Origin of the sequence: Peptostreptococcus russellii (assembly GCF_900110295.1) — a bacterium.
Lineage (GTDB): Bacteria > Bacillota > Clostridia > Peptostreptococcales > Peptostreptococcaceae > Peptostreptococcus > Peptostreptococcus russellii_A.
The window spans coordinates 259,601-272,113 of record NZ_FODF01000001.1 but is presented as its reverse complement, the minus strand read 5'-3'; the positions used below and the strand labels follow the sequence as shown (position 1 = coordinate 272,113).

11 protein-coding genes are annotated in these 12,513 nt (G+C 29.6%); 1 reads left to right on the top strand and 10 read right to left on the bottom strand.

All coding sequences use genetic code 11. The features are described from left to right. Positions 1-33 precede the first annotated feature (33 nt). The 4 genes from BMY82_RS01125 to BMY82_RS01110 form a co-directional block, all read right to left on the bottom strand. A complete protein-coding gene (locus tag BMY82_RS01125) occupies positions 34-594 on the bottom strand; it encodes a hypothetical protein (protein ID WP_091973530.1) in 561 nt (186 codons plus the stop codon). A 22-nt stretch (positions 595-616) separates the two neighbouring features. Further along, the gene (gene miaB / locus BMY82_RS01120) at positions 617-2,062 is read right to left on the bottom strand and encodes a tRNA (N6-isopentenyl adenosine(37)-C2)-methylthiotransferase MiaB (protein ID WP_091973527.1); all 1,446 of its coding nucleotides are present in this window, start codon (positions 2,060-2,062) and stop codon (positions 617-619) included. Between the two features lie 359 nt (positions 2,063-2,421). Then, positions 2,422-3,327 (bottom strand): DMT family transporter, encoded by a 906-nt coding sequence (locus tag BMY82_RS01115; protein ID WP_091973524.1) that lies wholly within the window; start codon positions 3,325-3,327, stop codon positions 2,422-2,424. A gap of 363 nt (positions 3,328-3,690) precedes the next feature. Further along, complete coding sequence (locus tag BMY82_RS01110) at positions 3,691-4,389, bottom strand: helix-turn-helix domain-containing protein (protein ID WP_091973521.1); 699 nt, start codon at positions 4,387-4,389, stop codon at positions 3,691-3,693. Between the two features lie 232 nt (positions 4,390-4,621). On the opposite strand from BMY82_RS01110, the gene BMY82_RS01105 reads away from it, so the two are divergent. Continuing rightward, positions 4,622-5,173 (top strand): flavodoxin family protein, encoded by a 552-nt coding sequence (locus BMY82_RS01105; RefSeq protein ID WP_091973518.1) that lies wholly within the window; start codon positions 4,622-4,624, stop codon positions 5,171-5,173. Between the two features lie 77 nt (positions 5,174-5,250). On the opposite strand, the gene BMY82_RS01100 is transcribed toward BMY82_RS01105, so the two are convergent. The 6 genes from BMY82_RS01100 to walR all read right to left on the bottom strand — a co-directional run bounded on the left by BMY82_RS01100 (position 5,251) and on the right by walR (position 12,507). Next, on the bottom strand, positions 5,251-5,598 hold the full coding sequence (locus BMY82_RS01100) for a PqqD family peptide modification chaperone (RefSeq protein ID WP_091973515.1): 348 nt from the start codon (positions 5,596-5,598) through the stop codon (positions 5,251-5,253). A 33-nt stretch (positions 5,599-5,631) separates the two neighbouring features. Continuing rightward, the gene (locus tag BMY82_RS01095) at positions 5,632-7,560 is read right to left on the bottom strand and encodes an OPT family oligopeptide transporter (RefSeq protein WP_091973513.1); all 1,929 of its coding nucleotides are present in this window, start codon (positions 7,558-7,560) and stop codon (positions 5,632-5,634) included. 583 nt (positions 7,561-8,143) lie between these two features. Next, a complete protein-coding gene (locus tag BMY82_RS01090; RefSeq protein WP_091973510.1) occupies positions 8,144-9,031 on the bottom strand; it encodes a DUF368 domain-containing protein in 888 nt (295 codons plus the stop codon). 4 nt (positions 9,032-9,035) lie between these two features. Beyond that, on the bottom strand, positions 9,036-10,370 hold the full coding sequence (locus BMY82_RS01085; RefSeq protein WP_091973507.1) for an MATE family efflux transporter: 1,335 nt from the start codon (positions 10,368-10,370) through the stop codon (positions 9,036-9,038). 14 nt (positions 10,371-10,384) lie between these two features. Beyond that, positions 10,385-11,812: an ATP-binding protein gene (locus BMY82_RS01080; protein ID WP_091973504.1), complete on the bottom strand. Its 1,428-nt coding sequence runs from the start codon at positions 11,810-11,812 to the stop codon at positions 10,385-10,387. Beyond that, positions 11,812-12,507: a cell wall metabolism DNA-binding response regulator WalR gene (walR, locus tag BMY82_RS01075; protein ID WP_091973501.1), complete on the bottom strand. Its 696-nt coding sequence runs from the start codon at positions 12,505-12,507 to the stop codon at positions 11,812-11,814. The genes BMY82_RS01080 and walR overlap by 1 nt, the downstream gene beginning before the upstream one ends. Positions 12,508-12,513: the final 6 nt, after the last annotated feature.

Genomic DNA, 12,513 nt, shown 5'->3' with positions numbered 1-12,513 from the left:
CATTTTGATAAAAAAATAAAGTGAAAAGACTAACTAATTATTGCTAAGTATTTTTTCATCATAAGTTTTTATCAAATTAATCTGCGTATTTTTTATTTTGGACAAGTCTTCCGTACTGTAAGATCCGTCCAGACCTAATTTAAGAGCATCTTCTATAGATGCGAGCATTTCATCCATAGTTTTTTTGTTTTTCTCTATATTCTCTTTGGATTTGTCTATTTCTTTTTCAAATTTTTTATCGTCTTTTTCCTTTACAGATAAATCATCTGAAATTATATCAAGAGCTTTCTTTGCATTTTTTGCATTTATATGGGATATTTCTTCTCTTTTAATTTCAACTTTTTTTATTTGCTCTTTTACAACTTCTGGATCTACTTTATATTCCTTGTCCTTTAAGGAGTCTATAAAATCATTTATATATCTTGTATACCAATTGTATCCACTGTCTGCCATATTTCTGGTATACATATTATACTCCATTTTTACTTCTCTTTTGTTTGAGTCTCCCATTCTCTGGTCTTCATAGACTTTATCCTTACATCCAGTAAGAACTACTGAAGCTACAAATACCAATGCTAATAATTTCTTTTTCATGTAGCACCTCTATTTAAAATTATTATTTTACCCCTACAAGCTCTCCATTTAGTGAGAATGATCTTGGTTCTGTAATTTTTACATCTACAAGTTTTCCTATTAATGAATCATCTCCACCTGTAAAGTTTACAGTTTTATTCTGTCTAGTCTTTCCAGTAAGTATTTCATCTACCTTTTTACTTGAACCTTCAACAAGAACTTCTACTATCTTTCCTTCGTACTTGCTATTGATTTCATTAGAAATTCTGTTTACAACTTCAAGGACTCTGTCGAATCTTTCGTGCTTTATATCTTCTGGAATTTGGTTCTCCATTTTAGCTGCAGGAGTTCCTCTTCTCTTTGAATATATAAATGTAAATGCTGAGTCATACCTTACTTTTTCACATACTTCTATTGTATCACAAATATCCTCATCTGACTCACCTGGAAATCCTATCATTATATCTGTAGAGAATGCTATATTGGGTACTTCCTTTCTAGCTTTTTCTATTATTCTTAGGTAGTCTTCCTTTGTATAGTGTCTATTCATCTTTTTAAGAAGTCCAGTACTTCCTGACTGACATGGTAGGTGAAGGAACTCACATACTTTGTCGCAGTCTCTCATTGCATATATTACATCATCTGAAATATCTTTTGGATGAGATGTCATAAATCTAATTCTTTCTATACCTTCTATTTCATTTACCATTCTAAGAAGCTGAGCGAAATCTATTCTTTCAGCTTCGTCAAGAGTTTTACCATATGAATTTACATTCTGCCCAAGAAGTGTAACCTCTTTAGTTCCATTGGCTACTAGTTCTTTAATTTCATCTATTATATCCTGTGGCTTTCTACTTCTCTCTCTTCCTCTAGTATATGGAACTATACAGTATGTGCAGAAGTTATTGCAGCCATACATAATATTTACAAATGCCTTGATACTGAACTTTCTATTACTCTTTAAACCTTCTACTACTTCACCATCTACATCCCATACGTCTACAAGTATTTTTTCTCTATCAAAAGTGCTTGCAAGAAGTTCTGGGAACTTGTAAAGATTATGTGTGCCAAATATAAGGTCAACATGATTATATGTTCTCTTAATCTCTTCTACAACGTGTGGTTGCTGCATCATACATCCACAAACTACTATTTTAAGGTCTGGTCTACTCTTTTTAAGATGCTTCAAATGTCCTAGATTTCCATAAACCTTTAGCTCCGCATTTTCTCTTACTGCACATGTATTATATATTACAAGGTCTGCAGTCTCTTCTGATAAAGACTGTACATATCCCATTGATTCTAACATTGAAACTAGCATTTCAGAGTCGTGTTCGTTCATCTGACAACCATAAGTAACTATTGTATATGTCTTTCTTATTCCTTTTTTATTAAATAAATTTTCATTTATTCTGTGAACCTGTTCAATATACTTTTCTTGTTCTTCTATCTTTTCTATAGATATTTCTGTTTGTTTTCTCTTAGTCATAATTTTCTCCTTCTATTAATTTTCTTTTCATTGATATGTAGCTAGTTTAAAATTAACTCTTAAACTCCATAACTTAGCTATTAGCTAGAGTATTTTTACTATATATTATAGGAATACCTGTATTTTTAAATTTTCCCCAATGCACTTCATAATATTTATTCTGCCTTTTTAGTTTTATAGGCTTTTAAATATATAACTTTCGTTAAGCATCTTTTTTGAAAATTTACCATCTCTATATTAACTTGAAAAAAGCACTGTTTTTGGCAGTGCTTTCTCTATACCATTATATATAATACCATATTTTACATATTTTATAAATTATATTTTATATATATAAGCACAAGATTATACAATACTATTTATGCTTTTTCTTTTTTTACAAGGTTAAATCCAATTATAGACAGCAATACTAGAGCTATTCCTAAGAAGTCATACCAAAATAATTTTTCTCCAAGAAAGATACTTCCACTTATTATGGCTATTACTGAAGTAACGTTGTTAAATAATCCAACTCTTGTAGCCTCTATTCTACTTACTGCATATGTTAAAAGTATTGATGTAACTACAGATGACAAAATACCAAGATATAATATAGACAAAAGGAAACTTTTTTCTGTAAATGGTAAAAAGTAGCTATAAATATTGTGATTGACAATATGTCTATAGATAGATACTGCATTAAAAAAAATAAATCCAGAAATATTAACAACATATACTATCTCCATTGTAGAATACTTTGATGATATTTTTTTAATAAGTACACTGTATAATGCAAATGATAGTGCTGATATTAGTATAAACAACATTCCCAAATAATTGTATGTATTTGTATTTAGCCCTTTCATAATATTTATAAATACAAGACCCGACACAGAAGTTACTATAAAAAATTTCTGTATTGCATTTATTTTTTCTTTTAATATAATTCTAGCTGTTATTAATGTAAGTATTGGTATAGTTGCTTGAATAACACCTGCTTGTGCTGAAGCTATTCTTTCAAGGCCTAATGTTTGAAATAGAAAAAATACTATTGGAAATCCTATACTATATGGCAATATTTTTAAAAAATCTGAAAGAGATATCTTATTCATATTTCTATTAAATATTCTATACACAAGCAAAAATACTGCTGCCACAGTAAATCTATGCGACAATAAAGTAAATGTATCTGCATTTCTTAGGGATATTTTCACAAATAAAAAAGAAAAACCTATTATTAAACTTTGAAGTGTTATTGCAATATATGCTTTCGTTTTTTTCGTCATAGCTCCACCTCCTTATAGTTTTATTATATCACCTTCTCTCTTTTTAATGATATTTTTATAAATAGAAATATTAAAATAAATAAATTCACTAATGTTTTTTAACTTTATTAATAAAATAAATACAGACCAAATACATCTTGGTATTTGGTCTGTCACTTAATTTTATGGAGGTCAGTTAAATCATATCTTATAACAGCAAGACTTTGCTATTATATCATGGCTAATATAATTTACACTTCATTGGCTTTTTTTACTTCAACATGTTCAAGAACTTTTAAATTTCTTGTTATTAGTAATATATCACTTTTTGACCACTTATAAACATTTTTTTAATTTTTTATTACTATAGTTTTTCTCTATACATTATTTTATATTCTCTTTAAAGTTACTGCTATTTTTTCTAAAGCTTGTAGGACTAAAACCTGTCTTTTTACTGAAAAGTGATGAAAAATATGTTGTATTTTTATAGCCACATTCTTTGCAAATTTGACTGATTGTTTTTTCACTATTTATTAGAAGATTTCTTGCTCTGTTTATTTTTCTATTATTTACATATTCACTGAATGTATAACCAGTATTGGCTTTAAACGTCTTCGAAAGATAACTTTTATTTACATGAATTTCTTTTGCAATTAAATCTAGGTTTATTATTTCCGATATTTTATCCTCTATTAGTTCAAAAACTTCTTGAAGAAGAGGGTTTGTTACAATTATTCTTTCTTCTATCATCTCATCGTAATATTCATCTATTATGCTTCTTGCTATTTTAATTACATTATCTTTATTAATCTCTCTATGCATAAGCATAGTACAATGAATACAAGATCTATTAAAAGTTTTATTATATGTATATAGTACATAATAATAAATTGCATAGTTTAAACTGTTTAGAAATGCTCTAAATACAACTAAATTGTTTTTTTCTATCCAAGAAGATATACATCTTTCAAATTCAATGTAAGAATTTTCAAAGTTTCCTCTTACAAGATTCTCACAAAGAGCTTTGTAATTAATATTTATATCAACTATCTCTTCTTTATCCAAAATATTAAGATTATCCATAAACACTCCTTTCAATAAGCAATATATTTAAATTAATTTTTATGTGTAGATAAAACTTAAATTACAATAATTATTGTTACTTAATTAATTATCTCATATATTTGATTTTATATAAAGGAATATCCAATATATTTTACTTTAAAAGTATATTTTTGAAAATTGTTCAGTTTAGAATTAATTCAGCTTATATGTGTTAATATGTATGTAATATTAAATTTTGGAGGTTTGAAAAATGAAAATAGCTCTTGTTTACAATTCTTTAACTGGTAATACTAAAAAATTAGCTGAAGGTGTTTTTGAAAATATACCTGAAAAGTATACTAAAAATATTTTTGAAATTGACGACGATTTCGATATTGAACTTTATGATATTGTTATTCCTACTTTTTGGGTGGACAGATCTGCTCCGAATACTAAGATGAAGGATTTTATATTGAAGTTAAGAAATAAAAAGGTATTTCTACTAGCTACTATGGGATTTTTCCCTGATTCAGAGCATGGTAGAGATTGCATTGAAAATTCTTTGAAGCTTTTAGATTCATCTTGTGAGTTAATAGGCTACTTTATTTGCAATGGAAAGGTTAATACAAAACTACTTGAAAAAATGGGCAAGATAAAAACAAATAGCCCTAGCGAAGAAGCTTTTAAAGCACATATGCTAGATAGTAAAAACCTTATAAAATATAGAATTTTAGGAGAACATACAAATGATTTAGATGTCGAGTATGCTTCAGCTAGAGTCAATGAAAGGCTTTTAATTGAAGAAGAAATTTCTCTATTATAGATATTTTTAAATATTTTCTAAAAAAAGAGGCAGTAAATGGTATATCCAATTACTGCCTCCATTGTAATTATAATTTTTTACTGAGCTATTCTTTCAATGTAGTTACAATCTACATCAATGTAGTTGAGAAATAATAAAAGTCTTTCATATAGAGGATTTGCTTCTTCACCGAACTCATCGCTCAGAAGAATCCCTATTTCTTCAACAGTTTTTTCACCATCTACCTGATTTACAATAAAACTACCAAACTTATCTAGTTCAGTCTTTTTATACTTTGGTATTCTAAAACCAATTTTTCTAAAAAATCTCTGTATCCAATGATCCTGTTTTTCAAGAACTGTTATTATTCCATTTTCATCAGTTTCATAATTGAAACCATTATTTTTTTTATATACAATGTTTAATACGTCTTCATTTGTTTCCATATCAATCACTTACTTTTCTTTTTATATTATAAACTATTTTTCATTCTTTACTTTAGACGTCATTATAGGTAATAAAGTAAGTACGCATAGTAATGCTAGAAGTATTAAAGCCATTCCATTTCCGGCTGCAAATCCACTTGGTGCTTTTCCACCAACTATATTTGTTATCTGTAGAACTATACCTACTAGACCTATAATTGATCCACCTGCAACAAGTCCTGAAGATAAACTTACTCCATTTGATAGCTTCACATCTTTTTCTTCTTCAGACTTAGCTGTTTTTTCTACCAATACACGAAGTAATGCCCCTACTAATATAATCATTGTTGTAGATACCGGTAAATAGAAACCTATAGCTATTGTCATTATAGGTAGATTTAAAAAATACATTACAAGTGCTATTACAACACCAACTAGTATCATTACCCAAGGTAGCTTACCTGACATGATGCCTGATGTCAATGTTGACATTAGGTTAGCTTGTGGTAATGCAAATGGTGGGTTATCACCTGTTATAGCAAGTTTATCAGATAATATAAGTATTGTTCCAACAACAACTATTACACCTATTACACCAGCTAAAGCAAATGCTCTTTGCATTTCATTCTTACTACCACCTACTATAAATGTAACCTTTTGTGACTGAGAATAACCACCTGCAATTGATATTGCGACAACTATAAATGTTGATATCAATAGAAGTGATCTGTTGTCTGCAACATTAGTCCACTTCATTATTACAAATACTAGTGTAGCTATTACTAGAGATGCTATTGTCATACCTGATACAGGAAGATTTGAAGTACCAATTGTACCTGTTAAACGTCCTGCAACTATAACAAAAAGGCCAGCTAGTATAAATGCAACTATCACTCCCACAATTGTCATTGTTAAAGAGCTAGATACCATAAATGATCCTACTACTGCTGCAATTACACCTGCAGTTAGTAATAGTGGCTGTATACCTCCCTTTTCATCAGATGATTCAGAGTTTCTAGCTTTAAGAGTTTCCTTTACAGAAGATATTATTGTTGGTATAAGATTTATAGCTCCTATGATACCACCACATAACATCATTCCTGCACCTATATACTTAACATAGTTTCCAGCAATAGCATTTACATCCATCTGACTTATTCCCATAGCTGGATTGTTCCAAACTTGAACTCCGTCTCCTGCCATTCCAGCAAAATAACCGATTAAAGGCATAATACCAAAGTTTGAAAGTATTGAACCTGCAAACATTGTAATTGCTACGTCAAGACCTACTATAAATCCAATACCTAGTAACAGTGGATTTGCTTCAACCTCAAACTTAAATTTATAAAATTTATTCCCTATTAAACTAAATACAGTGTTTGCTACATTTAAGAATGATGAAGATAGGACTGTTATTAAACCACCTATTCCAAATCCCATTCCCATGAATTTCATTGAATCTCCACCATTAGTTGATGCTACTAATGTTTCTGAAATTGCCATTGCTTCAGGATACATAAGTTTACCATGCTCTTCTATAATTAGATAATTGTGAACAAGTGATGCAACACCTATTCCGAAGAACACGCCACCTACACCTACCACAAAACCTTCTAGGAAAGAAACTCTAGCTCCTATTAGAAATACTGCTGGTAAAATGAATATCATACCACTGGCAACAGATTCACCACCACTAGCCATACCTTGAACAATGTTTTTACCTAAGATACCCTTTTTCTTTGCAAATGCAGCTACCAATGCAGAACCAATTATTGACCCTGGAATACCTGCTGCAACTGTCAGACCTGCCTTCATACCAGAGTATGCAGTTGATGCAGCAAAGATAACTGCAAGAATCGCACCGATAATTATAACTGCAACATTTGCACCTTTTTTGTCTCCTGTCGATATATATGGTACGTAATCTTTACCAGACACGCCACCATAAGCTTCCTTTGGTAATTTTTTATTATTACCGCTCATAATAATATGCCTCCTTCTTATTCAAAAATCTTTTTTATTATAACATATTAAAAAAAAGAATGCTACTGCATATTTTTTCTGATGTGTCGTTTAATAAATTATGTTATTTTTAATAAAACATAAGAAAAAAAGGTTTTCTATAAAAGTTTTTTCGTTAAAAAAAAGCCATAATAGGCTTTTATTTTTTCTATAAAATTTATCTGTTTTTCCATGTGTATATACAGAGGCTTTATATTATTTTATGATTTCCCTACAATGATTTTTAATAAAAAATCGCTAAGGCGAGATAGTTAAATTTCAGAGAACTTTTTGCAATTTTTCTTGCATAATTAAAAACTTTTTTCTTAGGCAAAAAATATTTTCCTAAGTAATATTTAATTAATAGTTTAGTTTATCAAAAAATTTTAACGGAAACAATTGTTTCCTAAAGAATTTTCTGAATATTATATAGTTTTTATTTTATTATTCATTTTTCAAAAATATCTTTATTTATACAGATTTTTCTGAAACTTTTATAAATGTATAAAAAATACTCCCTATGAAGTATCATTTTTATATCATAATTCATAAGGAATATATTTTACTATTTTACATATTTTTTCATTGATCTGTTCTTAATATACTCTAGTATCAATAGCAGTACTATTCCAACTAGAAAGCCTGTAATGCTGAAATTGGAAAGGTTGAGTGCTTCTTTAGATACACTCATTGTAGTTGGACCATTCTTAATTGCCTGTAGGGATCCAAGAGTTAAACCTATTACAAAATATATCATTTTGCTTCTATGTCGTCTAAAGGCATTTCTTATTACCCTTACAGATAAAACAATGCCAAAAAGTATCCCTGCAATAAAAGTTAAAAGTCCAGAAAGTACACTAAAGTCCATATTCAATAGTCTGTCAAGTGCATTAATTATAGGTATGTATGCACCGAGTATCAATAAAAGTGTAGACCCAGATATTCCAGGAAGAACCATTGCAGATATTGTTATCATACCCGAAATAAAAATATAAATATATTCTATTAAATCAAGATCTGACATTACTATATTTCCACTTCTGACAAACTTACCTCTGAAACTTGAAATCAATACTACTAGTACTATTCCTGCTAAGGTTAGTAGTAAATAGCTCTTTTTTTTCTCAATTGTCTTAATTTCATTTTTTAAAATATAAATTATAGATGCAACTGTCAAACCTATAAACAAAGAACTTAGTGTGTATATATTTTTTCCAAACATTTTTGATAGGAATAAAACTGAACAAGTCATACCTATAATCCAACCAAGAAATATTTTTGAAATAAATATAATCGATTCTTTTCTATTTTCCTTATTTCCGCTTGTAATATTATTAATGGATTCTAAAAGTTCTTCATAAAAACCTAGTATAAAGGCTATTGTCCCCCCTGATACTCCGGGTACACTATCTGCAACAGCCATGCAAAATCCATTAAACATATTTATTATCAAGGCTTTACACCTCCCTTGACATAGTCTTGATATCCTTTAGTAAAAGTATAAGAGCAACTACTCCAGCTATTGTATCGCTAAGTGCATTGGAAAGATAGACTCCATCTACTCCCATAAACTTAGGTACAATAAACAAAAGCGGTATTAATACTGCTCCATATTTAAGAATGTACAGGATAGAGGATATTTTCGGCTTTTTAATAGATTGAAAATATGTCGTAGTTATAGAATGTATACCTATAAAAGGAATTCCCAAAATATATAGTCTTATATTGTGGTTTGTTATTCTTATAAGCTCTTCTTCATTCGTAAATAGCTTTACAAATAATCCAGGTACTAATTCTAAAACAATAAGTGCTACAACTGCAACAATAATAATTACCACAAGTGCACTTTTTAATGCATAAATACTTCTATCTATCTTTTTCGCACCGAAATTGTAACCAATAATCGGTTGTGCCCCCTGACTTATACCGTATATTACCATAGTGAAAAACATCATTATGGAAGTTATTATAGTTACAGAGGCAAGATGATAATCCCCTCCATAATGTATAATAAATCTGTTAAGAAGTATCCCTAGGACTGTCCCAAAAATCTGCATATAAAAATTAGGCAATCCATTAGATGTTATTTCCTTAATGGTATTTAAATTGTAACTGTTATTCTTAAACTTTAGCTTAACCGGTACATCTTTATTTTTAATAAAAAAGTATATTACAAAGACTGTTACAAGAGTTTGTGACAGTACAGTCGCCACCGCTGCTCCTTTTACTCCCATACCAAGAACAAATATAAAAATAGCATCTAAAACTATATTTAAAACTGAACTTGTAAATACAATTATCATGGACTGTTTTGAAAATCCAAGGGATCTCACCATATTATTTAAACAGTATCCTGTTAGCCCCGGAACACCACCTATTAGAATTATAAGTATATAATCCCTTGCATAAGCTTCTACAGAGCTTGATACTCCCAGTAGGCTAAATATAGGTTCCATAAAAACTATGCATAAAACAGTAAGTAGCAATTCACTTATTATTATATATAAAAGCGAGTTAAATAAAATCTTTTCTGCTGACTCTATATCATCTTCTCCATATCTAATAGACATTAATGTCGATCCACCTACTCCTATAAGAAGAACAAATGCCATTTGTATTACTTGAAATGGCATTGTTATTCCTATTGCGGTAAGCCCAAGTGGATTTGTTCTTCCAATAAATATCCTGTCAACGATATTATATATTGCGGCAATGAGCATACTTAATATAGCTGGTACACTTAACTGCAGCAGAAGTTTGGAGATTTTATCATTTCCTAAATCTTTCTTCACTTTTTCCTCCGACTCTATTTTTTTAAATTATTTTGTATTGTAAAAGTAATTTCAGTTCCTTCATTTTTCTTACTTTTTATTATCATTTTTCCGCCGTGCAACTTAATGATTTCATCACTTATTGCAAGACCTAGGCCACTTCCAGCCTTGTTGAAGTCCTCTTGGAAAAACTTCTTAGATACCTTGGATATATTTTGCTCAGATATACCAATACCATTGTCTCTTACTACTATTTCAGTAACATGGTCAAATTGATTTACTCCTACGAATATATTTCCATCCTTTGGCGTAAACTTAATTGCATTTTGTATCAAGTTTATAAGAACTTGACGTAATCTATTCTTATCTCCTGAAATCAACTGCATATCTTGTTTCATAAATTCAAATGTAAGCCTTACATTTTTATCTACTGCCATGGCTCTAAGCTGATTGACTACACTTACAACTAAATTTTCAATATTAACTTCTTCTAAATCTAATTTTATTCTATCTGAAGATAGCCTTGAAAAGTCTAGTAATTCTTCAACAAGTTTTATAAGCCTCTGTGTCTCATCTTGAATGATGTTAAGTCCCATACTTAGCTCTTCTTTAGAAATATTGTCCAACTGAAGAGTTTCACTCCATCCATTTATTGATGTAAGAGGAGTTCTAAGCTCATGAGATATAGATGATATAAACTCATCTTTTAATTTTTCACTCTTTTGTATTTCTTGAGCCATATTTTCAAAAGTTCTTGCAAGATCACCTATTTCGTCATCTGAGATTCTTTCCTTATTCATTTTTATATTGTAGTTACCTCTAGCAAGCATATTCGAGAAAATTTTAAGCTCACTTAAAGGCTCAATCAAGCTGTCTGCAAATTTCAAACTCAAAGCTACACTGGCAAGTAGAATTAATACCCCTAGGAAGAATAGGTACACTATTATTTTTGTTATTTCTCTATCTACATACTTTAGAGAAATACTGTACCTAACTACACCTTCTACTATACCATTTGACTTTATAGGAACTGATACACTCATTACTTTCTCATTTGTATTATGCTCCTTATATGTAATAGGTGTTATGTTATTAGAATTTCTTATGGCAAGTCTAACATCAGGATAGTTGCATTTTTCATTTCCCTTAAAACCATATTGATCTATTAAAACATTTCCATTCCTGTCTATTACATTAATTGCAATTTTATTATTTTGAGAATAGCCTTGGTTTTCAAATATATTTTCAGCCTTGTCTAAAAATCCCATATTGTCATTTGACGATGAATTATAAACTGCATTTGTATATGCTATTTGTGACATAAGAGCCTGTTTTACTGAGGCATAATAGTGTCTAGTTGCAAATAGAGTTAGTATTACTTCAAATGATAAAACTACAAGCAAGATAACTATTATGAAGTTTTTTAAAACTTTTTTTCTTAATCCTCCAAAATGTAGTACCATTATTCCCCTCTCCTAAAAGAATATCCATAACCCCAAATTGTCTGAATATATTTAGGTTTTGATGGGTCATCTTCTATCTTGTTTCTGATTCTTCTAATATTAACGTCTACTATCTTATAATCATATAAAACTACTGAACCCCAAACTTCTTCTAATATCTGATCTCTACTTAGACTTTTGTTGTCATTGATCATAAGATATTTTACTATAGAGAACTCTGTAGGAGTTAAATCGACTTCTTCACCATTTTTAAATAACTTTCTTTTATTTTGATCAAGTAAAAAAGGCGGTGAATCAATTAAATTGTTCTTTTTAGAGTCATTATTTTTCTTTACTCTTCTTATAAGTGCTGCAACTCTTGCAAGTAGTTCTTTTATGCTAAAGGGCTTAATAATATAGTCGTCTGCTCCAGAAACAAAACCTTCTATTTTGTCTTCTTCCTGAGACTTTGCTGTTAACATAATAACCCCTATATTATCATGGTTCTCTCTTATGTACTTGCATACTTCAATACCGCTCATATCTGGCAGCATAATATCAAGTAGAGCTACAGAAATATTTTTTTCTGAATTAAGTTTTTCAATGGCTTCTGAGCCAGTTCCAGCTTCTATAACCTCATATCCTTCTCTTTTAAGATTAATACTTACGAAACTTCTGATACCTATTTCATCTTCTAAAATTAGAATCTTTTCCATATTTCC

Excerpts from the sequence above, each read along its gene's own strand:
- BMY82_RS01125 (WP_091973530.1), bottom strand. The coding sequence starts at position 594 with ATGAAAAAGAAATTATTAGCATTGGTATTTGTAGCTTCAGTAGTTCTT.
- miaB (WP_091973527.1), bottom strand. The coding sequence starts at position 2,062 with ATGACTAAGAGAAAACAAACAGAAATATCTATAGAAAAGATAGAAGAA.
- walR (WP_091973501.1), bottom strand. The coding sequence starts at position 12,507 with ATGGAAAAGATTCTAATTTTAGAAGATGAAATAGGTATCAGAAGTTTC.
- BMY82_RS01080 (WP_091973504.1), bottom strand. The coding sequence starts at position 11,812 with ATGGTACTACATTTTGGAGGATTAAGAAAAAAAGTTTTAAAAAACTTC.
- BMY82_RS01110 (WP_091973521.1), bottom strand. The coding sequence starts at position 4,389 with ATGGATAATCTTAATATTTTGGATAAAGAAGAGATAGTTGATATAAAT.
- BMY82_RS01105 (WP_091973518.1), top strand. The coding sequence starts at position 4,622 with ATGAAAATAGCTCTTGTTTACAATTCTTTAACTGGTAATACTAAAAAA.
- BMY82_RS01095 (WP_091973513.1), bottom strand. The coding sequence starts at position 7,560 with ATGAGCGGTAATAATAAAAAATTACCAAAGGAAGCTTATGGTGGCGTG.
- BMY82_RS01115 (WP_091973524.1), bottom strand. The coding sequence starts at position 3,327 with ATGACGAAAAAAACGAAAGCATATATTGCAATAACACTTCAAAGTTTA.
- BMY82_RS01100 (WP_091973515.1), bottom strand. The coding sequence starts at position 5,598 with ATGGAAACAAATGAAGACGTATTAAACATTGTATATAAAAAAAATAAT.